Annotated in this window: 23 protein-coding genes and 3 pseudogenes; 10 read left to right on the plus strand and 16 right to left on the minus strand. The window is 60.2% G+C overall.

Annotation, left to right across the window (positions count from 1 at the left end; translation table 11 throughout):
• Nucleotides 1-4 precede the first annotated feature (4 nt).
• A complete protein-coding gene (locus AC1MDC_RS13665; protein WP_480393147.1) occupies nucleotides 5-874 on the plus strand; it encodes a TauD/TfdA dioxygenase family protein in 870 nt (289 codons plus the stop codon).
• A gap of 45 nt (nucleotides 875-919) precedes the next feature.
• On the opposite strand, the gene AC1MDC_RS13670 is transcribed toward AC1MDC_RS13665, so the two are convergent.
• The 5 genes from AC1MDC_RS13670 to AC1MDC_RS13690 form a co-directional block, all read right to left on the minus strand.
• A complete protein-coding gene (locus AC1MDC_RS13670) occupies nucleotides 920-1,609 on the minus strand; it encodes a hypothetical protein (RefSeq protein ID WP_480393148.1) in 690 nt (229 codons plus the stop codon).
• Complete coding sequence (locus AC1MDC_RS13675; RefSeq protein WP_480393149.1) at nucleotides 1,578-2,618, minus strand: GSCFA domain-containing protein; 1,041 nt, start codon at nucleotides 2,616-2,618, stop codon at nucleotides 1,578-1,580. Before AC1MDC_RS13675 ends, AC1MDC_RS13670 begins: the two co-directional genes overlap by 32 nt.
• Before the next feature lie 37 nt (nucleotides 2,619-2,655).
• Complete coding sequence (locus AC1MDC_RS13680) at nucleotides 2,656-3,171, minus strand: GNAT family N-acetyltransferase (RefSeq protein WP_480393150.1); 516 nt, start codon at nucleotides 3,169-3,171, stop codon at nucleotides 2,656-2,658.
• Nucleotides 3,172-3,337: 166 nt separating this feature from the next.
• Nucleotides 3,338-3,751, minus strand: a complete 414-nt coding sequence (locus AC1MDC_RS13685; RefSeq protein ID WP_227235305.1) for a cupin domain-containing protein — start codon at nucleotides 3,749-3,751, stop codon at nucleotides 3,338-3,340.
• Nucleotides 3,752-3,783: 32 nt separating this feature from the next.
• A complete protein-coding gene (locus tag AC1MDC_RS13690) occupies nucleotides 3,784-4,539 on the minus strand; it encodes an SDR family oxidoreductase (protein WP_085703694.1) in 756 nt (251 codons plus the stop codon).
• 250 nt (nucleotides 4,540-4,789) lie between these two features.
• Here AC1MDC_RS13690 and AC1MDC_RS13695 point away from each other — a divergent pair, with 250 nt between their 5' ends.
• Entirely contained in the window at nucleotides 4,790-6,358 is a 1,569-nt protein-coding gene (locus AC1MDC_RS13695; protein WP_480393151.1) for a winged helix-turn-helix domain-containing tetratricopeptide repeat protein, read from the plus strand.
• Between the two features lie 16 nt (nucleotides 6,359-6,374).
• Here AC1MDC_RS13695 and AC1MDC_RS13700 read toward each other — a convergent pair whose 3' ends face one another.
• The 4 genes from AC1MDC_RS13700 to AC1MDC_RS13715 all read right to left on the minus strand — a co-directional run bounded on the left by AC1MDC_RS13700 (nucleotide 6,375) and on the right by AC1MDC_RS13715 (nucleotide 10,098).
• Nucleotides 6,375-6,773 (minus strand): hypothetical protein, encoded by a 399-nt coding sequence (locus AC1MDC_RS13700; protein ID WP_480393152.1) that lies wholly within the window; start codon nucleotides 6,771-6,773, stop codon nucleotides 6,375-6,377.
• 83 nt (nucleotides 6,774-6,856) lie between these two features.
• Nucleotides 6,857-7,111, minus strand: coding sequence for a transmembrane sensor/regulator PpyR (locus tag AC1MDC_RS13705; RefSeq protein WP_227235308.1), 255 nt, complete (start codon nucleotides 7,109-7,111; stop codon nucleotides 6,857-6,859).
• Between the two features lie 227 nt (nucleotides 7,112-7,338).
• Complete coding sequence (locus tag AC1MDC_RS13710; RefSeq protein ID WP_085700374.1) at nucleotides 7,339-7,977, minus strand: response regulator transcription factor; 639 nt, start codon at nucleotides 7,975-7,977, stop codon at nucleotides 7,339-7,341.
• A 153-nt stretch (nucleotides 7,978-8,130) separates the two neighbouring features.
• Nucleotides 8,131-10,098: an alkyl/aryl-sulfatase gene (locus AC1MDC_RS13715; RefSeq protein WP_480393153.1), complete on the minus strand. Its 1,968-nt coding sequence runs from the start codon at nucleotides 10,096-10,098 to the stop codon at nucleotides 8,131-8,133.
• Nucleotides 10,099-10,203: 105 nt separating this feature from the next.
• On the opposite strand from AC1MDC_RS13715, the gene AC1MDC_RS13720 reads away from it, so the two are divergent.
• From AC1MDC_RS13720 to AC1MDC_RS13730, 3 genes are all read left to right on the plus strand, one after another.
• Nucleotides 10,204-11,127: a LysR family transcriptional regulator gene (locus AC1MDC_RS13720; RefSeq protein WP_480393154.1), complete on the plus strand. Its 924-nt coding sequence runs from the start codon at nucleotides 10,204-10,206 to the stop codon at nucleotides 11,125-11,127.
• 91 nt (nucleotides 11,128-11,218) lie between these two features.
• Nucleotides 11,219-12,439 (plus strand): colicin E3/pyocin S6 family cytotoxin, encoded by a 1,221-nt coding sequence (locus AC1MDC_RS13725; protein WP_480393155.1) that lies wholly within the window; start codon nucleotides 11,219-11,221, stop codon nucleotides 12,437-12,439.
• Nucleotides 12,440-12,446: 7 nt separating this feature from the next.
• Complete coding sequence (locus AC1MDC_RS13730; RefSeq protein WP_007958170.1) at nucleotides 12,447-12,701, plus strand: colicin E3-like toxin immunity protein; 255 nt, start codon at nucleotides 12,447-12,449, stop codon at nucleotides 12,699-12,701.
• A 68-nt stretch (nucleotides 12,702-12,769) separates the two neighbouring features.
• On the opposite strand, the gene AC1MDC_RS13735 is transcribed toward AC1MDC_RS13730, so the two are convergent.
• Nucleotides 12,770-14,101, minus strand: a complete 1,332-nt coding sequence (locus AC1MDC_RS13735; RefSeq protein WP_266202184.1) for an amidohydrolase — start codon at nucleotides 14,099-14,101, stop codon at nucleotides 12,770-12,772.
• 193 nt (nucleotides 14,102-14,294) lie between these two features.
• On the opposite strand from AC1MDC_RS13735, the pseudogene AC1MDC_RS13740 reads away from it, so the two are divergent.
• A pseudogene (locus tag AC1MDC_RS13740) lies at nucleotides 14,295-14,729 on the plus strand (FAD-dependent oxidoreductase); the annotation flags it as partial.
• Nucleotides 14,730-15,439: 710 nt separating this feature from the next.
• On the opposite strand, the gene AC1MDC_RS13745 reads toward AC1MDC_RS13740, so the two are convergent.
• A complete protein-coding gene (locus tag AC1MDC_RS13745) occupies nucleotides 15,440-15,802 on the minus strand; it encodes a DUF6124 family protein (protein WP_266202188.1) in 363 nt (120 codons plus the stop codon).
• Between the two features lie 547 nt (nucleotides 15,803-16,349).
• Here AC1MDC_RS13745 and AC1MDC_RS13750 point away from each other — a divergent pair.
• Nucleotides 16,350-17,564, plus strand: a complete 1,215-nt coding sequence (locus tag AC1MDC_RS13750) for an aldose 1-epimerase family protein (protein WP_480393156.1) — start codon at nucleotides 16,350-16,352, stop codon at nucleotides 17,562-17,564.
• A 13-nt stretch (nucleotides 17,565-17,577) separates the two neighbouring features.
• Here AC1MDC_RS13750 and alaE read toward each other — a convergent pair whose 3' ends face one another.
• Entirely contained in the window at nucleotides 17,578-18,039 is a 462-nt protein-coding gene (gene alaE / locus AC1MDC_RS13755; protein WP_234204914.1) for an L-alanine exporter AlaE, read from the minus strand.
• A gap of 20 nt (nucleotides 18,040-18,059) precedes the next feature.
• Nucleotides 18,060-18,320 (minus strand): annotated as a pseudogene (locus AC1MDC_RS13760) (LysR substrate-binding domain-containing protein); the annotation flags it as partial.
• Between the two features lie 2 nt (nucleotides 18,321-18,322).
• Between AC1MDC_RS13760 and AC1MDC_RS13765 the strand changes: the two are divergent.
• A pseudogene (locus tag AC1MDC_RS13765) lies at nucleotides 18,323-18,493 on the plus strand (GABA permease); the annotation flags it as partial.
• 171 nt (nucleotides 18,494-18,664) lie between these two features.
• Here AC1MDC_RS13765 and AC1MDC_RS13770 read toward each other — a convergent pair.
• Together AC1MDC_RS13770 and msrA are read right to left on the minus strand one after the other, a co-directional pair.
• A complete protein-coding gene (locus AC1MDC_RS13770; protein ID WP_480393157.1) occupies nucleotides 18,665-20,176 on the minus strand; it encodes a sensor domain-containing diguanylate cyclase in 1,512 nt (503 codons plus the stop codon).
• A gap of 149 nt (nucleotides 20,177-20,325) precedes the next feature.
• The gene (msrA, locus tag AC1MDC_RS13775; RefSeq protein ID WP_480393158.1) at nucleotides 20,326-20,832 is read right to left on the minus strand and encodes a peptide-methionine (S)-S-oxide reductase MsrA; all 507 of its coding nucleotides are present in this window, start codon (nucleotides 20,830-20,832) and stop codon (nucleotides 20,326-20,328) included.
• 374 nt (nucleotides 20,833-21,206) lie between these two features.
• Between msrA and ycaC the strand changes: the two genes are divergently transcribed.
• Complete coding sequence (ycaC, locus tag AC1MDC_RS13780) at nucleotides 21,207-21,839, plus strand: isochorismate family cysteine hydrolase YcaC (RefSeq protein WP_007958138.1); 633 nt, start codon at nucleotides 21,207-21,209, stop codon at nucleotides 21,837-21,839.
• Nucleotides 21,840-21,927: 88 nt separating this feature from the next.
• Here the strand turns inward: ycaC and AC1MDC_RS13785 are convergent, their stop codons facing one another.
• The gene (locus tag AC1MDC_RS13785) at nucleotides 21,928-22,917 is read right to left on the minus strand and encodes a zinc-dependent alcohol dehydrogenase family protein (RefSeq protein ID WP_480393159.1); all 990 of its coding nucleotides are present in this window, start codon (nucleotides 22,915-22,917) and stop codon (nucleotides 21,928-21,930) included.
• A 126-nt stretch (nucleotides 22,918-23,043) separates the two neighbouring features.
• On the opposite strand from AC1MDC_RS13785, the gene AC1MDC_RS13790 reads away from it, so the two are divergent.
• Complete coding sequence (locus AC1MDC_RS13790) at nucleotides 23,044-23,925, plus strand: LysR family transcriptional regulator (RefSeq protein ID WP_085700362.1); 882 nt, start codon at nucleotides 23,044-23,046, stop codon at nucleotides 23,923-23,925.

The following is a 23,925-nucleotide window of genomic DNA, read 5'->3' on the forward strand; positions in this document are numbered from 1 at the left end:
GAACATGGATCAGTTGGCACTCAAGGCAATCGAGCGCATCGCCGCAGAACAGCGTGCGCCTTATCGGCACATCACGGTCGAGCGGATCACGCCGATCATCGGCGCCGAGATTGGTGGCGTCGATCTTTCACAGCCGCTGAGCGACGAGCAGCTCGCGGAAATCCGCCGGGCCTTTCTGGAGAACCACGTGGTGGTGTTCCGCGACCAGCACCTGACGGTGGACGAGCACAAGGCGTTCGGTCGGCTGTTCGGTGAGCTGCGGGCGCTGCCGGTGGAAGACATCGACGGCGATGACCCGGAGCTGGTGGTGATCCGCGCCAATGCGCAATCGCGCTACGTGGCCGGTGAAACCTGGCACACCGACGGCACCGCCGACCTGGCGCCGTCCATGGGCTCGATGCTGTACGTCAAGGAAACCCCGGCCATCGGCACGGGCGGCGACACGCTGTTCGCCAACATGCACCTGGCGCTGGAAATGCTCTCGCCGACAATGCAGCAGTTTCTCGGCGAATTGACGGCGATCCACGACGGCGCAATTCCGTGGAAGGGTTATGAAGCGCCGGCCAACCTGCCGAAAAACGAACACCCGGTGGTGGTTCGCCACCCGGAAACCGGGCGCAAAACGCTGTTCGTCAATTCCGGGTTCACGTCGCACATCGTCCAGTTGTCCGGCGGCGAAAGTCAGATGCTGTTGAACATGCTTTTCGATCTGGTGGCGCGGGAGCCGGTTTTGAGTTGTCGTGTGCGTTGGACGCCGAACAGCCTGGTGTTCTGGGATAACCGCTGCACCCAGCACCATGCGGTCTGGGATTATTTCCCGCATTCGCGGTATGGCGAGCGGGTGACGATTCTGGGGACGCAGCCCAAGGCTTGATGACCCCCTGTGGGAGCGAGCTTGCTCGCTCCCACAGGTCTGGGTCTAAATTCCTCGTTTGAGCAGTTGCTCGACGATCAGCTCGCCAAACGCTAGGTTCCCGTGCAGCGGGTCATCCACTTCGCAGTACGCCGGAAGCTGAAAACCCTGTTCATCATTCGCTGCGGCGCGCACGTCGATCAGCTCGATGCCGAGCCCTTGCAGACGCTCGATCAGTAGCGCCTGCGCGGCCATGAACACCCGCGAGTCGGACAACTCCGGCACCCGCTGCGGTGGCAGCACGGCGAACACTTTGAGGTTCATCGCCCGGGCCTGCTCATAGAACGCCAGCGCAGGCCGGGACAGGGTGTCGACGATGGATTCGAACAACGGCCCGGCGAGAAAACCTTCATCGAATTCGCCGTCCGGGGCCTGGTAGCACGTCCAGTTCGGCGCGGTGGCGAGGTAGTGCAGGCTCAGGCCGATGGTGCTGACCAGCGGCACCCCGACCCTCGCCAGTTGCGGCACTTCGAACGGTTCAAGGGCCTGACGATACAGGCGCTCCATCTCGGCCTCGCGAAACACCACGTCATGGCGGGTCAGGCTGAAAAAGTCCACCGCGAAATCCCGGCCGGTGCCCAGCGGGCCGCCGCTGAAAGGTAACTCACGGGCCTGCGCCGCCTTGCCGATGACCCCGGCATGGGAATCGCCCAGCAGCAGAAACCTAGGCGTAGTAATCGAGCACGGCGTCTTCACAGACAAGCTCCTCGCTGGGCACGCAGGTGGAGGGCACGTTGACCGGCGTCTGCACCGGTTGAACGGCATCGAGTCCGGCGAAAAACTGCTGCATGACGAATGCCACGCCTTCGGGTGTGACCTCACGCTGGTTGGGCTGGTAGAACGCGCCCTTGAACGGTGTGCCGGTGATGATTTCGTAGGAGGGGAAATAGTCGACGTCGCACAGGTCTTCACATAGCTGCCCGGCGACGGCGCGCAGGACCGATTTGGAATAGGTGGTGGCGCTCAGCACATGCTCACCCGTGGCGGTCGCTGTCAGGGGCACCGGTGACACGGTGAGCAGCACGCGCAGTTGCGGGTTGATCGAACGCATCAACTCCAGTGCCCTGACTATCTCGCCGTAGGTGTCCATGAAGCCGAAGTTGCAGAAGCGATGCAGCTGCGGATCGAAGGTCCCCCGCACGGTGCCGGGGCACACGGGGTACACCAGACCGGTCTGACGGTTTTGCCAGGCTTCGGTCAGGCCGAGGGTAAACACGAACACTTTGGCCCGGCGCAGGGCTGTGCGGATCGCGTCTAGGGTGGCTTGGCGCGATGCGAACAGCGCGTCCTCGCTGGCAAAACCGTCGGGCTCCACGGCGGGGCGGAACGGGTCGAAGAAGCGCCCGTCATGGGCCCAGGTTTCGTCGGGCGGCAGGCTCACGCCCAGCGCCCATTCGAGCCATTGGCAGAGCATCGCCGGGGTGTACAGATTGCCGGTGCGAAACGAGAAAACCCCGTAGTTGTGGGCCTTCCAGTCGGTTTCGGCCAGTCCGGCCGGGGCCGGCTCTGCATCCAGCCAGTTCATGCCGCGTTCCACCAGCGCCCGGCCGATGTGCTGAGCGAAACACGAGCCGGCGGTGACGATGGCGTCCTTGTTGCCGATCTCGAATTGCGGCGTCCACAGTTGATCGATGTTCAGCGCGGGCTTGTCCGCCACGGCGGTGCGCCAGAACGCGCGGGGTGGCAGGCATTGATAAGGATTCACGACGAGGGCCTCCTTGGCGGTCGCTGATAAAACGGGGTCAGCTGATTTGATAGCGGTAGATCAGGTCGTCAAACCAGCGATCGCCAATCTGATAGGCCTGCGGCACGCGGCGCTCGAATACAAAACCGCATTTCTCCAAAACCTTGCAGGACGCGATATTACCGTCGGTCACGGTCGACTCCAGCGAGTCCAGGCCGATGGCGGCGGCGTAGTCGATGATCGCCTTCCGCGACTCGGTGCCGAAGCCTTTGCCCTGATGTTCGGGCAACAGCAGACAACCCACCTCGGCATGCCCCGGCGACAGGATGCGAAACCCGGTCACGCCCAGTTCCTGCCCGCTGGCCCTGTCGGTCACCACCAGACACAACCAGTGATCCGACTGCGGCCCCCAGGCCGGAAGCCGATGCTCGAAGCCTTTGCGAACCTGGTCCTCGGCGATTTCACCGAACACGTACTGCATGGTTTGCGGCTCGGAATGCAGCCTGAGGAACAGCGGCCAGTCGGCTTCGACCATCGTGCGCAGGTCCAGGCGTTGCGTGGTGAGCTCAAGCATCCGCTGCTCCTTGCAAGTGCGAAAAGGGAAGACGGTTTTTTACTGGGTGTGGGGGGAAAGATCAATGTTTTGATCGGGCATGTTTTGCCGCGCCGACCTTGGACGCCCCTCGTCGCGGTACTCTCCGGCAGCCGAGCTGCCGGAGGTGGATCGGCGAATTGATCGGTTACGGCTTGACCGGTTTGACCAGGTCGGTCTCGCTGCTGTCGAGCACGAACACCGCCAGCAGACGGGACGGTTCGGTGGTGCTGGCATTGGCGCTCACCGCGTGGAAATCACCCGGTTGTTCGACGAAGTTTTCCCCGGCCTTGTAGACCTTCTCCGGCCCGTCGCCGACCTTGCTGCGCACCGCACCCTCAAGCACCGTGGCGTAAATGAACGCGGACTTGGGATGAAAGTGCGCCGGCGAAGATCCACCGGGCGCGTATTCCACCAGCACGCCCTTCATGGATTTACCCGGAACGTTCGGCAGGGCGCGGTCGAACACCACGGTGACCTTGCCGGCCTGCGGCTCGGCGGCCGAGGCGGAGGAAATCGAAACGGCCGCAAACGTGGCGGCCAGCAGGATTCGGCTGAACATGGCGATACTCCTTCTAAGCGGATGGGGGTGTTTCAGCGCTGGGTCGATTTCGCCAGCCAGTCTTCGAAGCGCGTCGGGCCCAGGCGCGGGTTGCTGCTGCCGGGGGTGAGCGACTGGTCGTCGAGCACATCGCCGAAGTAGCGGGCGTGAACGTCCGGGATCACTTTGCGGGTGTCGTGGGTGGCGCGGAAAAAGCGCCGGACCAACTCGTCGAGCGGCATGGCTTCGGGGCCGGCAATCTCCTGCGTGCCGTTGATCGGCGCGGCCAGTGCCACGTCGGTGAGTGCTGCCGCGACATCGTCAGAAGCCATGGGCTGGATCAACGCCGGCGACAGGCGCACTTCCTCGCCGACGGTGGCGGCCTGGGCGATGCCGCCGACAAATTCGAAGAACTGCGTGGCCCGTAACAGGCTGTACGGAATGCCGGACGCCTTGATCAGATTCTCCTGCGCGACCTTGGCGCGGAAGTAACCGTTGGCGGGCAGGCGCTCACTGCCGACGATCGACAGCGCCACGTGATGGCGAACCCCGGCGGCGTCTTCGGCAGCGAGCAGATTACGGGTGGAGGTTTCGAAGAAATCGAGCACGGCCTGGTCTTCCCACGACGGCGCGTTGGACACATCGACCACAACCTGGGCACCGTCCATCGCTTCGGCCAGGCCTTCGCGGGTGATGCTGTTGATGCCGGTGTTGGGGGAGGCGGCGAGGGCATCGTGGCCGCGTTCGCGCAGATTGTTCACAAGTTTCGATCCGATGAGGCCGGTGCCTCCGATAACGACGATCTTCATGGCAACTCTCCACTTGACGACGGCAACCATTGCTGTCGATGTGCGTTGAGCATGCTTGTGGCGCCCGGGCAAATCCTTGTGGTGACCTTGGATTTGCCTTGGTTTTTTGTCCAGACAGGCCAATCCGTCGGCAGATGCGTAGACCAATGTGCACACCGGTGCGGCGGTTCAAGGTCTGCCGTATCATTGAGCGCACGACAATCGCCCGCTCGGATACGGAGTCGGGGGCCCAGACCAGAGAACAGCCACCGTGCAATTCGTGTTTGAAGACTACGTGCTCGACCAGCAGCGCCGGGAACTGACCTGGCGCGGGGAGGTAGTGACTGTCGGGCCGCAGGTCTTCGACTTGTTGCTGGTACTGGTCGGCAACCGCGAGCGGGTGGTGAGCAAGGACGAACTGTTGAGTGCCGTGTGGAGTGGCCGGATCGTTTCCGAATCGACCATCACCAGCCACATCAACGCCGTGCGCAAGGCTATCGGCGACAGTGGTGAACAGCAGCGCCTGGTGCGCACGGTACCGCGCAAGGGCTATCGCTTTGTCGGTGAAATCATCCCGTGCGACTGTCCTGTCGACGCACCAGAAGCACCTGCGAAACCCGAGGTGGCCGCGACACTTGTCCTGCCGGAAAAACCTTCGATCACCGTCCTTCCATTCCAGAACCTCAGCGGCGATCCCGAACAGGACTACTTCGCCGACGGCATCGTCGAAGACATCATCACCGCTTTGTCACGCCTGCGCTGGTTGTTCGTCATCGCTCGCAACTCCAGCTTCACCTATAAGGGCAGGGCGGTGGATGCACGAGGCGTCGGTCAGGAACTGGGTGTGCGTTATGTGCTGGAAGGCAGCGTGCGCAAGTGCGGCAACAAGATCCGCATCACCGGCCAGCTGATTGACACCTGCAGCGGAACGCACCTGTGGGCCGAACGCTTCGAAGGTCTGCTCGACGATATTTTCGAGCTCCAGGATCAAGTGGCCGAAAGCGTTGTGGGCGCCATTGCGCCACAGCTCGAACGCGCGGAAATCGAGCGGGCCAAGCGCAAGCCCACCGACAGCCTCGATGCCTACGATTACTACCTGCGAGGGACTGCCAAGCTGCACATCGGCACCCGAGCGGCGATCGAGCAGTCATTGGCGCTGTTCTACCGGGCGATTGAGCTGGATCCGGAATTTGCCTCGGCCTACGGCATGGCCGCGTGGTGCCACTTTTGGCGCAAGCTCAACGGCTGGATGACCGATCGGTCTCGGGAAATCGCCGAAGGTGCGCGGCTGGCGCGAATGGGTGTGGAGCTGGGGCGCGATGACGCCGTGGCGCTGACCCGTTGCGGTCATGCTCTTGCCCATCTGACCGGGGATGTCGATTGTGGCATCGCCTTGCTCGATCGGGCTCGACTGCTCAACCCCAACCTGGCGCCGGCCTGGTATCTGGGTGGCATCCTGCGTGCCTTGCGGGGCGAAACCGAGGCCGCCATTGCCAACCTCGAGCACGCCGTGCGCCTGAGCCCGCTGGATCCGGAGATGTTCCGCATGCAGGTCGGGATGGCACTGGCGCACTTCTTCGCCGGTCGCTTCGAGCTCTCGGCTTCCTGGGCCGAGAAAGCGCAGGGAAACCTGCCCAGTCTGCTGGCAGCGGCGGCCTTGATCGCCGCAAGCCACGCGCTCAGTGGGCGAACCGACAAAGCCGGGCAAACCATGGAACGTGTGCGCCAGCTGGACCCGACCTTGCGGGTGTCCAGCCTGAGTGCGTGGCTGCCCATTCAACGGCCTGAAGACGTGGCCCGGTTCGCCGAAGGTTTGCGGTTGGCGGGGTTGCCGGAGTGACGACGCAGTCGGCCAATCAATCCATCGAAAAATGCATTCGCATGTCCATCGCGGCATCGTACTGATTGCTGGCTACCCGGCGTTCGATCAGGCGGTCGGAGCCGCCTTCGGCAACACGGCGTTCGATCAGGCGGTCGGAGCCGCCCTCGGCGACGCGGCGTTCGATCAGGCGGTCGGAGCCGCCTTCGGCAACTCGACGTTCCATCAGCCGATCCGAACCCCCTTCGGCAATCTGGGTCGGCGCCTTCCTGGCCCGGTACTGTTGCACCGATGAAAGCTCTGAATCCGGAGTGCTGGTTTCCTGTCTGTTGGCCACCGGCATGTCGGGCAGGCAACTTGCGCCGAATGCATGAGTGGCAACTATCCAGGTGGCTGAAACAATGGCAACGGGCAATACCAATCCAATAGTTTTCATCGTGATCATCCTGAGTCGTAGTGGGATTTCGTTATTGAACTTCCGGGTTGCAACCAGACAGGTTCTAAATCAATCGAATACTTTTAATGAGGAACTCCATGTTCCTGCGCGGACAGGCGAATTCGGTTATGCGCAATCAGGCGCATGACGTAGCCCAACTTGATCGCGGTCGGCCCGAGGATTGTCATCCCGTGGGCACCGACCAGCGTGGGCAAGGCCAGGTGAGCGTCAAACACATACGCCAGGAAGACTCCCGCCATCAACATGCCCAGACCCCCGATCAGTAATACGTGGGACAACTTCAGCACGCGGTACGAGTCTTCAAAAAAGTCATACATGTTGATCAGCCATCCCTGGGTTCGTGAATGAGTGGGTAAATGTCGACGCGCACGGAAACCGCGAAGTCAATGACTTTGCCGGCCGTTGCATTTGATGGAGGGATTTTACTGTTGGGCGTAGGGATCAACCATGTTGCATAAGTTTGGTTTTATCCTGCCCGTGTATGTAGAAGTCATACCAACGTATATAAACAACTATCAATGTGCGCTGAATAAGGGCGCTGCATCTAATGGTTGATACCCAGGCTTTCGGCCATTCGAACCAGATCGGCGAACGATTGCGCGCGCATCTTGCGCATGGCCTGGCTCCGGTGAATTTTCACGGTGATCTCGCTCAAGCCGATGGCACTGGCGATCTGTTTGTTCATCAAGCCCGAAACGGCCAATCCCATTACCGACTGCTCTCTGACCGTTAGTGCCCCATAGCGTGTGCGCAATTCATGATGGCGGCGTTCGCACTCGCGGTGTGACCTGTCCCGCGTATGCGCGGCGACCACGGCATCGATCATTGCCTGCTCGCGAAACGGTTTTTCCAGGAAGTCGACGGCACCGGCTTTCATGGCGCGCACCGTCATGGCGATGTCGCCGTACCCGGTCATGAATATGATCGGCAGGTGGATTTTGGCGTCGGCGAGCGCCTGCTGAAAGACCAGCCCGCTGGTGCCTTGCAATCGAACATCGAGCACCAGGCAACTGGGCAGGTCAGGTCGCTCGTATTTCATGAAGTCGGCGACCGATCCGAACAACTCGACCTGCAGGCCGATGGAGCGCAACAGGCTGCCAAGGGCCTCGCGCAGGGGGGCGTCATCATCAATGATGAAAACGATGGATTCAGGGTTTCGCTCGGGTGAAAGTTCTACGTCCATACGCGGGATGGCTTCGCGGCGATCGGGCTGCGCAGGATGCTGAACAACTCAATGGAAAGCTTTGCCCGAGCCTCCGGTTTTCATTGGATTTTGCTTGGCTAACCGTCCAGAGGCCATCGACCTGGTACTTCTTCTATCGATGGCCTTGATGGGTCAGTTTCCTGTCCGGGCGACAATCGCAAAATTCCCCGGTGCCTTTTCCAGCAACCCCAGAAATCTCACGAGATCGACCTTGCTGCCATCCACCTTCAGATCATCGGAGGTGAGCGTTTCTTTCAGCCCGGCGGTGCCGCCCAGCAGTTGGACGAACAGGTCCTTGGTGACGGTCAGGGTTGCGTTGGCGTTCGCCGCGGTCGGGCCTTTTCGATAGTGCAGCACGGCGTTCTCGATCCACAGCACGAACGATTCATTCGTATCGGTCAGCACCAGATTGAACGTCCAGTGCTTGCCATCTGCCGCCGGCCCGTCGAGGCTTGCGGCCATGGCTTCGAGGAAGCGTTCGGTGGGCGTCTGCTTCATCAGTTCGATCAGGTCGGAGCGTTTGACGCCCTTGGTCGGCGGGCCGTTGCGCAGTTCCATGGCAGCGGTCAGGTAGCTGTTGCGCCAGGTCGCCGACTCCGCCTGATAGCCCATCTGTTCATACGCGCGGGCCAGCAGCTCCTTGGCGGCGGTGTCGTCCGGTTTGGCGAGTACAGCCTGGTCCAGCAGTTCGGCGACCCAGCGATATTCGCCCTTGTCATAGGCCACGCGCGCGGCTTCGACCACTTTGGCGTTGCCTCCCATCAACTCGACGTAGCGCTTCGCCGACTCTTTGGGCACCAGAGGATTCAAGTGGGCAGGGTTGCCATCGTAGGCGCCCAGATACATCTGGTAGATCGCCTTGACGTTGTGGCGCAGGTCGCCGTAATAGCCACGGGTGCCGAAGTACGAGGCCAGCGAATCCGGCAGCTGGATCTTGTCGGCGATCTCGTTGGGCGTGTAGCCGGCGTTCATCAGGCGCACGGTCTGGTCGTGCAGGTACTTGTAGACATCGCGGTGCTTGGTGATGAATTCGCGGATCCGTTCGTTGCCCCAGATCGGCCAGTTGTGCTGACCGAAATAGACCTCGGTGTCGCCCAGTTCGTCGAGGGCGATTTGCGTGTATTCGGACCAGCGCAGCGCATCGCGCACCTTGGCGCCACGGATCGGCAGCAGGTTGTGCATGGTCTGCGCCAGCAGCTCCGCACCGCCGTATGCCTTGAGCGCGGGGATCGAAAAGGTCAGCTCGGCCGGGGCTTCCGCGCCGGGCATGTTGTGGAACACGAAGCTGACGCCGTCGAGTACCAGCGGCTGGACCGGCTGGTCGATGATCTGCGTCGGCGGCAGGATGCCCATGCTGCCGTAGGCGACGTTCTTGCCCAGCCCCGTGTCGACGATGCCGGTCACGCTCGGGGTCAGGTTCTTGCCGAACTGATACATCGAACGCCGCGCCATCGCCGGGCCCGCCAGGATGTTTTCGCTGGTGGCTTCCTCCATGAACCCGGCGGGCGCGACGATGGGAATGTTGCGCTGGGCCACTTCACTGCTTGAGGTGATGCCCAGCACACCGCCGAAATGGTCGGCATGGTCGTGGGTGAAAATGATCGCGCTGACGGGCTTGTTGCCCAGATGCTCGCGGGCGAAGGCCAGCGCTGCGGCGGCGGATTCCCGGGAGGTCAGCGGGTCGACCACGATCCAGCCGGTTTGCCCGTCGATCAGCGTCATGTTGGCGATGTCGAAGCCGCGCAACTGGTAAATCCCATCGCGGACCTTGAACAGACCTATCTGCGCATTGAGCATCGCGTGCCGCCACAGGCTCGGATTGACGGTAGCTGGTGCCGGGCCTTCGACGAAACGGTACGCATCGAAATCGATCAGGGCATTGCCGTCAGCGCCGAGGATCTTGCCGGTCGGGCGGGCGATAAAGCCGCGCTGGGCATCTTCCATGTCCCGGTTGTCGCTGAGGTCCAGGCCCTTGATCGACGCCTGGATCACCGCTGCCGTGGCGGGCGTGGCGTCGCCGGCTGCGACGCCGGGTTTGTTATCGCAGCCGGCGAGGGACAGCAGCGCCAAGGCGATGATCGTGTAGAAGGTCGGTTTCATTCTTGTTGTTCTCCGAGGGTCGAATGCGCTCCAGCCTAGGGGCAGGGCGGCGATGTATCCAATGCATTGTTTACATCCGGATAATGCGTCGCTAGCATCGCGCGAATGGACCTCAAACGACTCTCACACCTTCTCGCACTGGCCGATGAACGCCATTTCGGCCGCGCGGCCGAACGCGTTCATCTCAGCCAGCCAGCCCTGAGCCGCAGCATTCAGGCGCTTGAGAGCGAAACCGGGCAGCGCCTGTTCGATCGCGATAGCGGCGACGTTCGCCCGACGCCGGCGGGGGCGTTTCTGATCGAGCGGGCGCGGCGGCTGCTGTTCGATGCCCGCTCGCTGGAGCGGGACATGGCGCTCTACAGCGATCGCCAACTGGGCAGCCTCGCCTTTGGCGTCGGGCCTTTCCCGGCTGCGATGTTGATGCATCAAGTGGTGCCGCGACTGCGTCAGGATCACCCGGCGGTTACGCTGCGGGTGGAAGTGAACAACTGGCAGATTCTCGAAGCGCGGTTGCGTGCTGAAGCGATCGAATTCTTCGTTGCCGACATTCGCAACTTCACGGCGGACTCCGACCTGCTGATCCGTTCGCTGGGCCAGGTCTCGGCAGGTTTCTTCGTACGACCGGAGCACCCACTGGCCGGGCGTAAAGTGGCGATGGGAGACCTGGAAGGCTATGGCATCGCCACGACGCGCCTGCCGGAAGTAGTGAAACTCGAGACCGCCCGAACCCTCGGCATCCCCACCCGCCAGGCGCTGCCCATTGTGCTGGAGTGTGATGACGTGGCGTTGCTCAAGACCGTCGCTGGCTCAACCGACACCATCCTCGGCGTCATTCATGGTGCTGTGGCTGAAGATATTCGGGCGGGGCGTTTGATCGAGCTTCATGTTGTCGACAGGCCGGGGTTTCACTCCGAAATCGGCGTGGTGAGTTTGCAGGGCAGAAGCTTGTCGCCGACCGCGCTGTGTGTGATCGAGGCGGTCGTTGCCGAGATGCAATCCGTTCACGTCGAACAATCCCCACGTCTTTAGAGATACGTCCTACAGTCACGATTTTCCTGCTTCGTTAACGTCGTGCAGCCCCTTGCGAGGGGCTGCCGATGCATGAACGAAAGGACAATCAGTGGCTGGTCAAAAGGACATTCCCCGGGTTCCCAACCCACCGGCGGGCGACGGGCATCACGTCACTTACCGCTACATGACGGCCACCAAACTGGCTGATCAGAACGACCGACAAAACAAGTACGACGCCATGCTGGCGCGGCAAGACGCCTTCGAACGTAGCCGTGAGATGGCGGCGAACAAGCCAGAGCCAGCGCGCGCCGGCTGCGTGTTTGCCAAGTCGTGCAAGCTGCCGGACGCGATTATCGATTACTCGAATCCTTCGGGAATGGTGCCGACTGACAGCCTGAAGGATTACGGCGAGCTGGTTTTGCTCGGTGGGCGTGAGGCCGATGACAGCGGTGGCGTTGCACTCAAGAAAATCAGCGGCACGGCAATTCCAGCGGGGCTGGGCACTTTTGCCCTTGCTGGTGAGGCGTTCAAGGCATTGCCCGCGATGGCCTCTGCTGCTGTCAGCCCGTTGCTCGGTCTGGTGGCGATGTTCATGCCGTCAAACCTGGGCGACAGCGCGCTCTATACCGAAGATCAGTTGCTCGCCCTCAAACAGGCCCGAATCCGCGTGCGCTTGCGCGTTGAACAGCAGGCCGATGGCAGTCTAAAGGGTTACGGCTTCTATACCGGCAAGAATCGCGACTGGGAGATGGTTGATGTCGTGCGGTTCGCTGCACGCGGTAACCGGTTTATTGCAGACCTTGGTGAAGGTGTTGAGCTGATCTGGACGCCGGCTGTGGACGGTTCCGACATTCTTGGTATTCCGGCACTGGAGGCTGGTCCGCAAGCGCCGCATATCTGGGTGTATCCGCCGACAAAAGCGGCGGACGGGATTCTGGTGAATCCGGTTTATCCGCCGGAGTATCGGGATTTCATAATGGTTTTTCCGGCGGATTCCGGGGTTCGGCCGCTGTACATTGTCTTGAATGTTTCCAGCAGGAAGCTTCCCAGCCCCGACCACGATTACCATTCGGCACCTGAAACGGAAGAAATTGTCGGATTCCCGGGTTTGAAGGAAGCGAAGAAGAAAACACCAAAGCAGGGCGGTGGCGGTCTTCGAGAACGCTGGACGGATGCTAAAGGCAGAAACATCTATGAATGGGACTCACAGCACGGAGAACTCGAAGCCTATCGTGCAAGTGATGGCAGCCATCTAGGGGCTTTTGATCATTTAACAGGTGAGCAGATTGCCCCTCCCAAGAAAAACCGCAGCATTAAAAAGTATCTATGAGGCTGGAATGGGACTGAAAGTCAGATTGAATTGGTATGACAAAAAAACAGAGCTCGCTGAGGGAAAGGAGTACTCGGTCGATCTCGGTGATGACGGTTCAATCATCGAGTCGTTGGGTCTGCTGGAGGAAAATGAGATTTATGACGGCGGGTTTGATGTACGGAATGACTGGATAGCAAAATTACAGCCATTGTTTACCCACAAAATCGAACCAGCGGTATTCGACTACCAAGTGTCCTTTCGATACAGAACAACGTGGTGAGCAACCACTAGCAAAGGGGGCGGATGTATTTACGAAAATACATCCGCCCCCCTTTTCACATAAGCCAATCAGCCCCGCTGACCCCGCCCCGGATAATTCAGCACAAACTGCACATGCGCCTTCACCCCGGTGGCCAGTGTTGCGTCATCGGCGGTGAAGTAGGGGCTGTGGTTGTTCGGCGCCTTGCTCATGTCCTGGCCTTCCGGCGTGGCGCCGAGGAACACGAACAATCCCGGCACCTTGCGCGCGTAGTAGGAGAAGTCCTCGCTCGGTGACAGGGAGGCGGGCAGGCGCTCGACCTTGCCCGGTGCTGCCAGCTCAAGGGCCGGGATCATGGCTTCGGTCAGGGCCGGATCGTTGGTGGTTACCGGCGCATTGTTCACCAGCAGCAGATTGGCCTGGGTTTCGTAGGCGCTGGCGATGCTGTTCACCAGCGGCGGCATCTTTTTCAGGATCGTGTCGCGGATGTCGGCGTTGTTGGTGCGAATGGTCCCGGTCATTTCCACGGTCTCGGGAATGATGTTGGCCGCCGAACCGCCGTTGATCGTGCCGACACTGATCACGCCCATGCCCTGCGTGAGATCGACACGCCGACTGACCAGCGTCTGCAATCCACTGATGATGCCTTGACTGGCGACAATCGGATCGACACCGCTCCAGGGCGCCGAGCCGTGAGTCTGCTGGCCCTTGACCGTGATGCGGAACGAGTCACTGCTGTTGAGCACGGTCCCGGATTTGTAGAACAGATGCCCGGTCGGATAACCCGCCATCACATGCACCCCGAACACCGCTTCGACCTTGGGCGAATCGAGCGCGCCATCGCGGATCATCGCCTGTGCGCCGATCAGGGTGTCGGTCTGGAATTCATCGACATCGGCCGCACCTTCCTCGGCCGGTTGAAACAGAAACACCACCGTCCCGCGCACCTGATCGCGATGCTCGGCCAGCACTTTCGCGGCGCCCAGCAACATGGCGGTGTGGGTGTCGTGCCCGCAGGCGTGCATCACCGGCACACTCTTGCCCAGCCGCGTGCTGGTGGCCTGGCTGGCGAACGGCAGGTTCGTCATCTCCTTGACCGGCAAGGCGTCCATGTCGGCGCGCAACGCCACGACCGGCCCCGGCAATCCGCCTTTCAGAATTCCCACAACCCCCGTCTTGCCGACCCCGGTGCGCACTTCAATGTTCGACGCCTTCAGCCGCTCGGCCACCAGCGCGGCAGTCTTGAACTCAAGATTGCCCAACTCTGGATGCTGATGAATCGTGTGGCGCAGATCGATGACATCCTGATTGACCGCGCTCACGGCGCTATCCACCCAGGGCGCATCGGCGGCATGGCTGGCAGTGGCAACGAACGAGGACAGAACGGCGAGGCACAGCGAGGTTTTGCAGAAACGGATCAAGGCGGGACTCTCTCTTATGGTTTTTATTGGCGTCAGAGGGTATGTCGCGATGCAAGGCGGGACAAACGAGTCTGGCCGGTGATCGCACGGCTTTTGGTTTTTCGCGTTTTTGCCTGAGCGCGGCTTTCAGCGGATTGTTTTCCATCGTCTGATCCGCTTCACTGTGGCTCTTTTGCCTGATCGGAAATCAATCATGGAACGATGCGAAGCACTGGTCATCGGCCTCGGCGCCATGGGCGCGGCCACGGTGTATCAACTGGCGAAAGCCGGGGTCAACGTGGTCGGCATCGACCGCCACCATCCGCCGCACACATTCGGCTCCAGCCATGGCGACACCCGCATCACCCGGCTGTCCGTGGGCGAGGGCGCGCAATACGTACCCATCGTGCGCAACTCCCACCGCATCTGGCGCGAACTGGAAGCACTGTCGGGCGAGGCCCTGTTCGAACAGACCGGCCTGCTGGTGCTGACCTCAAGCCCCGACTTCGATCCCGCGGACGAAACCGACTTCACCCTGCGCACCATCGCCCTGGCGCAGACCTACGGCATCGAACACGAAGTCCTCGACGCTGCCCAGATCCGCCAGCGCTTTCCGCAGTTTGCCCAGGTGCGCGACGACGCCATCGGGGCGCTTGGTGACCTCGCTGGAATGAGCGTTTTGTTCAATAGCAGCTTGGGCGAAAATAGATGCGTCCCCATTTTTTCAAATCCATCAATCCTCGATTTTTACGAGTGTTGCTAGCTCCTTAGTCAGGACCGATTGCAATCTGGATATTTTCCCCACGTGCACACGTACTCCCAGAGCAGCTTTCGCTCTAAGTGTTTGATGTAGGCAGTGGTGTAAGGCTGTCCCATGTCGACAGGACAGGCTGAGACCCAAAGATGCTCAAGTGGCGTGGTTTCCAGAAGTGTCAACCTAAAAGTATTACCTCCAGAGTGTCCGGGGCGTTCGCTGAATGCTGACGTGTTGAATTGACGCAACCGGTCTGCCAATGTCTGGCCTGTTGTCTCGCCAATGTAGATGATGAAATCGTTGTTTACCCTGTAGTTGTCAGGTTTCTTTTTACTGCGTGCGATGAAGTACACACCCGGGAGATTCTTTCCTTCGAGTTCTGTCCGTTCAGACCAAGGACGCCAATCACAAAACCCTACCTCGCCCACCATAATTTGGCCCTATCCGAAAAAAGTGTCTTTTTAACATCATCGGTGCAGCCAAGGGCGATTGTTTTTTGCGCAAATATTTGCTTTTTGGCCAATAGCTGCCATTCATCGTGGCAGCTACGGCCAACGCTCATGCCTTCTTTAGCCGCGTGCTATCTGGGCGCAGAGGGCAAGCGTTTAGGTCTTCACCTCAACATGATCCAACGCCTGATTCACCGCCAATTCACTCAACATCACCAACTGCGCAATCCCGATCGCAGTCTTGCGATGAGCCGGTTCCAGCGTGGCCGCAAAGTTATTGAGCATTTCGCTGGCCGAGCCCAGTGATTCACTGGCGTTGGCCAAGAGGGATTCAGTGTTGTAGGCCGGGTTGGCCAGGTACATGGGATCATGCCTGGTGTGTCTGCCCATGATGCGTTGTTGTGGGGTGAGGTAATGGTCGAGCGCGCGTTCGGCCGCTTCGTTGAGGGTTCGGGAATCGGGAAATTTGTAGGGCGATACCGGATCGGTTTCCGGTGGGTTCGGTGTGGGTTTGAACATAGATGAAGCTCCAGGGTGAGAAGGTGGAGTCATCAGCCTCGCTACCAAACGAGGGTGGTGGCCATACGGAGGTTGGTAGACCGGTCACCTGGATACCCGGCGCGTCCGAAGACGCCCTACGCATGGCCACCATAAAACAGAGGACGAAAGAGTCCCTGCAATCTGGTGTTGCGATGCGACAGGTAATCCGGGCTACCAAACCCGATCACTGTTTTTCAGTGACCCGGAAACGATAAAACCCGCACCCCAGACGCACAAGCCGGCGGATTCTGGCGTAGTCGTAGGCAATGACGCAAGACGCTGTAGCCGTGGGGAAGTAATGCCGGGCGTTTCTAAACACCCTTCGGAAAACGCTTAAACACGCCGCCCTCGCCATGTCGAAATCAGACGCTCCATGCAGGTCCTGAATAATCCGATCACATCGATTTCAATTTTCCTGTGCGCACCATTCGTTCTTGGCACCTACCGACGCGCGTCACTTTTTAAGCTTGATGAAGCGTTTCAGCAGGTTTATAAAAACGGCACAACTCCAAGAAAGGCTGCTCCCATGACCCCGCTCAAACTCGTTGTTGCCCTCAGCGCACTGTCCGCTGCTTCCCACGCCATGGCCTGGGATTACGTTCTGCTCGACACCGACAAAGCCGCTCGGAACTGGCAGATCACCAGCCAGCAACTCGGCGTGAAAACCGGCAAACCTTTCAGCGTCAGCCTGCGCACCTTGCATGGTGGTCGGCAGGAGGGCGTCAGCATTGTCGACATTGATAACGGCACGATGAAGCTCTCGGTGGTGCCGACGCGGGGCATGAACGTCTTGCAGGCTTCGGTCGGCAATGTACGCATGGGCTGGGATTCGCCGGTCAAGGAAGTGGTCAATCCGTCCTTCATCGAACTCAATGGCCGCGGCGGTCTGGGCTGGCTGGAGGGTTTCAATGAGTTGGTGACCCGCTGCGGGTACGAATGGGTCGGTCATCCCGGCGTCGACAACGGCGAACTGCTGACCCTGCACGGCCGGGCCGCCAATATTCCTGCGAACAAAGTCACCTTGCACATCGATGAAACACCACCGTACGCCATCACTCTGCGCGGCGAACTGAAAGAGCAGGCGTTCAAGAAAGTCGACTTCTCCGTCGCTACCGAACTGGTCACCGAACCCGGCAGCGTCGTGTTCGCCCTCAACGACACGCTGACCAACAACGGCGACTATCCGAAGGAGTACCAGGCGCTGTACCACAGCAACTTCAGCACCCCGTTCCTGGAGCAGGGCGCTCGTTTCGCCGCGCCGGTGAAACAGGTGTCGCCGTTCAACGACAAGGCCAAGGGCGATTTGGCTGAATGGCAAACCTACCGCGCACCGACCAAGGACTACGACGAAACGGTTTACAACGTGGTGCCGTATGCCGATGCCAAGGGCGATACGTTGACCGTGTTGCATAACAAGGCTGGCAGTCTGGGCGTTTCGGTTGGCTTCAATACGCAGACATTGCCGGTGTTTTCCCTGTGGAAGAACACCGATACCCAAGGTCAGGGTTATGTCACCGGGCTGGAGCCGGGAACGAGTTTTTCCTACAACCGCCGTTATCAGCGGCCACTGAACCTGGTACCGACAATCGGGCCGAAGGAACACAAACAGTTCCGCATCAGCTACAGCTTGTTGGCGGATAAGGCGGCGGTGGATAAGGCCTTGAAGCAGGTGAGCGAGATTCAGGGCGGGCGGGAGACTGAGGTGCGGCAGGCACCGTTGGTGGATCTGAGCAAGGGGTGAAGCCGGCGGTCGTTCAACTGTTCAGCGACATCGGCTTGTCGCCACCCGGAGGCAAGCCGAACACCTTGCGTACCCTGTTGAGAAATGCCCCGTAGGGTCGCCCCAGCGCCAGCATCATCAAGGCCGCACCGAGCGTGCCGCGCACCAGCTCACCTCCCGATGCACCACTGGAGGCAATGATCGCTGCATAGAGGGGGACCTGGAAACTGACGAGGGCGAAGCTGTCCCACAGCAGTCTGGAAACTCGACGCGGGCTGGCTCGCTTCATCACCCAGTCCCGCCACAGACCGTAAGGTCTTGCGACGGGCACCATCAATACGGCGCCCACAAGGCGCGCATGAAGAACCTGATCCCACGTCATGCCGGCAATGAATCGTTCATTGATGATGCCGGTGGTTGTGAAAAACAGGATCAGCGCCGTTGTATCTGCGATGAATGCAGTACGGCGCATTGACTGTTGCGGGCGTTGAAGCAAATCACATCTCCTGTCCTGGTTCAGGTAGGTGCCAGCGCATCCTCCAGATGTGACAGCGGCTGCACCGCCAGGTGCGGAGATTCGCCGAAGAACTCGATCAACAGCTCGGTGAGCACGCGTATTTTCCGGGCGGGATGCGGCCCCGGCGGGCGGAGGAGGTAGGCACCTGCTGGCGGTGGGGGATGGTTTGTCATGATCTGCAACAGTGCTCCCGTTGCCAGGTGCTCATGGGTGAGGCAGTCAGGCAGGTAGGCGACGCCCAGGCCAGCAACTGCGGCAGCGGCTGGTGATCGCGTTCATCTGCGCCGCGCTCGCGGTGATGATGGAGACCCCCGAGCATCGTCTGGAAGTGACGTCGACCATTGGCCTGGCGCTGGCGATTTCCTTTATCGGGCTGGTGACCACGCGCCAGCATGGGCAGGTGAGGGCAGTGGTTTCGGCGGGCGAAGCTTAGGTTTTTTCTGGCGCTTGAACGATGGGGCTTTTGCCCGCAACCATCGGCCCCTTGGTGTACGACCCTTTGATTTTGCGTGCCCCATACACAGGCATTCCATCTACGGCTTGTCAGCGCGAGTGGCTCGGGGAGGGGGCATGGTGGTTTTCTCCCGCGTGGTTTCACTTGAGGCTAGATCAAGCCGGGCAGTTTCACCCACCTGTTTCGCCCCAGGGCCTTGGCACTGTAAAGCGCTTCATCGGCGGCTTCGATCAAACCTTGCACGGGGGTTAGCCTGGAGCCGGTGGCAGTGGCAATCCCGATGCTGACACTCACTCGTCCCAACGGGCTGGATTCGTGGGAAATGTTCGCTTGCTTCAATCGGTCGAGGATCAGTTGCGCCACGATCTGCGCACCTTCGCTGTCGGTATTGGGCATGATGACGCCCATCTCTTCACCGCCATACCGCGCCACAAGATCCGAGGGACGGCGCACGCACGCCTCCACCACGTTAGCAACGCGTTGCAGACAATCGTCGCCGGCAACATGCCCGTGGGAATCGTTGAACAGTTTGAAGTAGTCGATATCAATCATCAGCAATGCCAAGGATGTGCCGTCGCGCTGCGCTCGTCGCGCCTCTACGTCCAGTGTCACATCGAAGCAGCGTCGATTGGCCAGACCGGTCAGGGCGTCCTTCATCGCCAACAGCTCAAGTTGCCTGTTTGACGAAAGCAACTGCTGCTGAGTGCCCATCAACTCCGCTTCTACCTGGGTTCTGCGTCGAATATCCAGTATCAAAAACCAGCCGATGAGACCCGTGAGCGCCAGCAGGCCCGTCACCACCACGGCCGATAGCAGCGCCTCCGTTCGCCACGCGGCGAGGGCTTCGCGTTTCCCGAGTGCGACAGTCGTGATCAGCGGCAGCCGGTCACTTTTGCGAAAGGCGTAGAGCCTTTCCACACCGTCCAGGCTGGAGGTGAACGAGGCGGTGCCGACAGAGTGATCCACCAGGTACTTGGCGTAGATCGGTGACTTTGAAAAATTGCGCCCCATGTCCTGCTCGCGGAAGGGATAGCGAACCAGCAACGTACCGTCGGTATAGGACAACCCGATGGCACCTTCCTGGCCGACATCGATCTTTCCAAACAGCCGCAGAAAGTTCTCGATGCCCAAGGTCACCGCGACCACTCCGGCAAACTCACCGCGAGCATCATTGAAACGTCGACTGACGGTAATCACCCATTCCTGATTGGTGCGGCTTTGAATGGGCGGACCGATAAAGGTCTCGGGGGAGGGATCATCGCGGTGATGAATGAAATAGGTGCGATCACTGCTATTGGCCCCGGCCGGAATCGGCCGGTTGGAGGACATCAGCCAGCGTCCCTGATTGTCGTAGATGGTGATGCCGCTGAGCTGTGGCATCAGCGACTCCTGCCGGTCGATCAGCGAACTGATCCGCTGGATCTGAACGGGGCCACTGCCTTCGGTTTCCAGGCGTTCGACGAGCCCGAGCAAAAGCGCCGAACTCTGGCGGACGATGCCTTCGGAATAGGTAACAAGCGCCTGGGTCAGGTTCAACCCGTGAATGTCCACTTCCTCCAGCGCTCGCTCTCGAGAGGCCAGCACCTTCCAGACAGTCAGTGAGGCCAGGGAGCAGCCGATAACCAACAGCAAAAGCACAACCAGGTGGGTATCTCGCTTCACGTCACTACCTTATGGAAAGTCCGTTCCAGAGGCTATTGGATCAAGGCAATGACGGCAGTCGCTTGTCCTCATCGCGTGCAAGGATACAAGCAGTCAGGTGTCGCTGCAGCAATAGATGAATGGGTTACAGCACCGAACCGCGCTGGACCTCAACCGCGTTTGGGCAGCTTCCAGTTCGGGCGAATGAAGTGGCAGGTGTAGCCATTCGGTATGCGCTCGAGGTAATCCTGATGCTCCGGTTCCGCCTCCCAGAACGGTCCCGCCGGTTCGATTTCGGTGACCACACGACCTGGCCAAAGGCCTGACGCATCGACATCGGCTGCGGTGTCTTCGGCGATATCGCGTTGTTGCTCGTTCAGGTAATAGATCGCCGAACGATAGCTTGGACCGAGGTCGTTGCCCTGACGGTTGGGCGTGCTCGGATCGTGGATCTGGAAGAAGAATTCGAGGATCTGCCGATAGCTGATCACGGCCGGATCGAAGACGATCTCGATGGCTTCGGCATGATTGCCATGGTTGCGGTAAGTGGCGTTCGGCACATCGCCGCCGGAATAGCCGACCCGCGTCTTCAGCACGCCGGGGTAGCGCCGCAACAGGTCCTGCATGCCCCAGAAGCAGCCGCCGGCGAGAATGGCGGTTTCGGTTTGAGTGGTCATGGCTTGTCTTTCCTCTCGAATGGGTCGCAGATGTTCCTTCATATGAGGGAGTGTGGACCGATTCCAAGGTTGAACCGGTAAATAAATCGTGAAGCATCGTCTTACGGCGTTTTCCCACTATCGGCAAGCCAACCATCAGGCTCCAGTTCTTGGCCACACGTGGCAGTTCCTTTCAAAGAATACCGCTGACTGGCGGAAACGCTGATCGGCAAACCGGGTTCTCCGGCACTCAGTCTGGAAGCAAACATTGTGGATTGTCCGCTTTGGGTTGACGGTGAAACGCTTTTCAGACGATTTATCGCTTTCAGGCGAGTCAGTAATCTGTGCCCATCTTGAACGCAAACGCACTTCCACAACTAAAAAGGGATTCAAACATGAGCACTCCAACCTACAACCGCCTGAACAAAGACGACGCCGTGGTTCTGCTGGTCGACCACCAGACCGGTCTGATTTCTCTGGTTCAGGACTTCTCGCCAAACGAGTTCAAGAACAACGTGCTGGCGCTGGCCGATCTGGCCAAGTTCTTCGAATTGCCGACCATCCTCACCACCAGTTTCGAACAAGGCCCGAACGGCCCGCTGGTGCCGGAACTCAAGGAAATGTTCCCGGACGCGCCGTACATCGCCCGCCCAGGCCAGATCAACGCCTGGGACAACGAAGACTTCGTCAAGGCAATCAAGGCCACCGGCCGCAAGCAGATCATCATCGCCGGTGTCGTGACCGACGTCTGCGTAGCGTTCCCGACCCTGTCGGCATTGGCGGAAGGGTTTGACGTGTTCGTGGTGACCGACGCCTCCGGCACCTTCAACACCACCGTGCAACAGGCCGCATGGAACCGCATGACCCAGGCCGGCGCGCAAATGATGAACTGGTTCTCGGTCGCCTGTGAGCTGCACCGCGACTGGCGCAACGACATCGAAGGCCTGGGCAACCTGCTGTCCCAGCGCATCCCGAACTACCGCAACTTGATGAATGGTTATGCAGCGCTGACCGCGCATCAGAAATAACCGGATGCCGGATAGACGAAAGCCTGCTTTGAAAAAAGCAGGCTTTCGTCGTTTCTAGCGCAAGCAGGAGAGCAGGGGACTTGTCACCTCAAACCGTGACGACAATCTTCCCGACCTGCTGATTGGCTTCAAGAAAGCGATGCGCCTCCTGAATTTCATCCAGGGCGAATGTCCTGGCAATGATCGGTTGCAGCGCGCCGGACGCCAGCCCATCGCCGATGAAAGTCTTGGCGCGTGCCAGGGTGGCCGGGTCGGAGACGACCTCCGTGTAGAGGTAACCCTTGAAGGTCAGGCATTTGCCCAGCACGGTAAACAGCGGGAACGGCGTCGGTTCCGGGCTCAGGGCGCCATACTCCAGCAGGATGCCGCCGCGCGCCATGCTTTGGGTCAGCGGTTCGAACGACGGGCCGCCCACCGGATCGAACACCACTCGCGCGCCTTTGCCGTCGGTCAAGGCCATGACTGCTGCAACCATGTCTTCCTCGTCGCTGACGATCACGTGCGCCGCGCCGGCGTCGAGCAAGGCCTGTTTCTTGGCGCGGGTTCGAGTGATGGCAATCGAAGTGGCACCGACCATTTTGGCAATCTGAAAGGCTGCCAGGCCGACGCTGCTGGAGGCGGCGGTGACGATCACGAAGTCGTCCTTTTGCAGTTTGGCCTGTTCGACCAGCGCACCCCACGCGGTGACGTATTGCATCCAGGACGCCGCCGCTTGTTCAAATGACAGGTTCTGCGGGTGCTTGACCGTGAGGTGGGCGGGCACATTGGCCAGCTCGCCGTAAGTGCCCCAGCGCGCGATGTCCAGCGGCGGAATCAGGCTGACGGCGTCACCGATTTTGAATTCGCTGGCGTTGGCGCCGACCGCGACCACCACGCCGGCGGCTTCGTAGCCGAGACGGCTGGGAAACTCGGCTTCCTGCAGATAAGCGTGATTGCGGAACATCACTTCGGCGCGATTCAGGCCAAAGGCTTTGACCTCGATCTGCACTTCGTCCGCCGCCGGTGCCGGGACGTCGACGTTTTCCAGTTTCAGGACGCTCGCGTCACCGTATTCATGAATCCTGACAATGCGTGCCATCTGTACTTCCTCGGTTATCGATGAAATTGCACCGGCGTAAACCGGTGCCATGGACGCCAATTTAGGCTTTGGCCTGTTCCGGATAAAGGCCTAGGATGGCGCAACACTAGAAACAACGAGTTTCCAATGGATCGCCTCACACTCATGGCCACCTTCGTCAAAGCGGTGGAGCTGGGCTCCTTCAGCGCGGTGGCGGACGAACTCAACCAGTCCCCGCAAATGGTCGGCAAGCAGGTGAAAATGCTCGAGCAACACTTGGGCGTTTCGCTGCTCAACCGCACCACCCGTAAGCAAAGCCTCACGGATTTCGGCCGTACGTTCTATCAGCGGGCGAAACTGATTCTGGCCGACATGGACGCCGCCGAAGAAATGGCCGCCGTGACTCGAGGCGTGCCCAGCGGCCGGTTGCGGATCAATGCACCCGTCACGTTCGGTGTCAGCACGCTGTCGCCGAAGCTGCTGGAGTACATGGTTCGTTATCCGCAAGTGTCGGTGGATCTGACGCTGTCGAACGAACTGGTCGACCTGGTGGACGGCGGTTATGACGCAGTGTTTCGCATCGGCGAACTCGCCGACAGCGGGCTGAAGGCATTGCCGCTGATGCCCTATCACATGGTGCTGTGCGCAGCACCGTCCTACCTCGCACGCCGCCCACCCATCACCACGCCCTGGGATCTTCAGGAACATGAATGCCTGGCGTTCGCCTATTCGGACGGCCGCTCACATCTGCGCTTCGAAGGCCCGGAAGGCTGCATCGACGTGCCGATTAAAAGCCGATTGACGATTAATCAGGGCGACCCGTTGCTGTCCGGAGCAGTGGCAGGGCTGGGGGTGGTGATGCTGCCGCTGGAACTGGTCAAGGATTCGCTGAGGAGCGGCACACTGGTGAGTCTGCTGCCGCAGTACAGGGTGCCGGTTTCGCCGATGAATCTGTTGTATGCGCCGGATCCGAGGCTGACACCCAAACTGCGGAGCTTCATTGATTTTGTGCGGGGGGCGTTCGGGTAG

The sequence above is a fragment of the Pseudomonas sp. 1 genome (assembly GCF_056626735.1).

Excerpts from the sequence above, each read along its gene's own strand:
- AC1MDC_RS13665 (WP_480393147.1), top strand. The coding sequence starts at position 5 with ATGGATCAGTTGGCACTCAAGGCAATCGAGCGCATCGCCGCAGAACAG.
- AC1MDC_RS13680 (WP_480393150.1), bottom strand. The coding sequence starts at position 3,171 with ATGCTTGAGCTCACCACGCAACGCCTGGACCTGCGCACGATGGTCGAA.
- AC1MDC_RS13685 (WP_227235305.1), bottom strand. The coding sequence starts at position 3,751 with ATGTTCAGCCGAATCCTGCTGGCCGCCACGTTTGCGGCCGTTTCGATT.
- AC1MDC_RS13690 (WP_085703694.1), bottom strand. The coding sequence starts at position 4,539 with ATGAAGATCGTCGTTATCGGAGGCACCGGCCTCATCGGATCGAAACTT.
- AC1MDC_RS13700 (WP_480393152.1), bottom strand. The coding sequence starts at position 6,773 with ATGAAAACTATTGGATTGGTATTGCCCGTTGCCATTGTTTCAGCCACC.
- AC1MDC_RS13705 (WP_227235308.1), bottom strand. The coding sequence starts at position 7,111 with ATGTATGACTTTTTTGAAGACTCGTACCGCGTGCTGAAGTTGTCCCAC.
- AC1MDC_RS13710 (WP_085700374.1), bottom strand. The coding sequence starts at position 7,977 with ATGGACGTAGAACTTTCACCCGAGCGAAACCCTGAATCCATCGTTTTC.
- AC1MDC_RS13715 (WP_480393153.1), bottom strand. The coding sequence starts at position 10,098 with ATGAAACCGACCTTCTACACGATCATCGCCTTGGCGCTGCTGTCCCTC.
- AC1MDC_RS13720 (WP_480393154.1), top strand. The coding sequence starts at position 10,204 with ATGGACCTCAAACGACTCTCACACCTTCTCGCACTGGCCGATGAACGC.
- AC1MDC_RS13730 (WP_007958170.1), top strand. The coding sequence starts at position 12,447 with ATGGGACTGAAAGTCAGATTGAATTGGTATGACAAAAAAACAGAGCTC.
- AC1MDC_RS13745 (WP_266202188.1), bottom strand. The coding sequence starts at position 15,802 with ATGTTCAAACCCACACCGAACCCACCGGAAACCGATCCGGTATCGCCC.
- AC1MDC_RS13750 (WP_480393156.1), top strand. The coding sequence starts at position 16,350 with ATGACCCCGCTCAAACTCGTTGTTGCCCTCAGCGCACTGTCCGCTGCT.
- msrA (WP_480393158.1), bottom strand. The coding sequence starts at position 20,832 with ATGACCACTCAAACCGAAACCGCCATTCTCGCCGGCGGCTGCTTCTGG.
- ycaC (WP_007958138.1), top strand. The coding sequence starts at position 21,207 with ATGAGCACTCCAACCTACAACCGCCTGAACAAAGACGACGCCGTGGTT.
- AC1MDC_RS13785 (WP_480393159.1), bottom strand. The coding sequence starts at position 22,917 with ATGGCACGCATTGTCAGGATTCATGAATACGGTGACGCGAGCGTCCTG.
- AC1MDC_RS13790 (WP_085700362.1), top strand. The coding sequence starts at position 23,044 with ATGGATCGCCTCACACTCATGGCCACCTTCGTCAAAGCGGTGGAGCTG.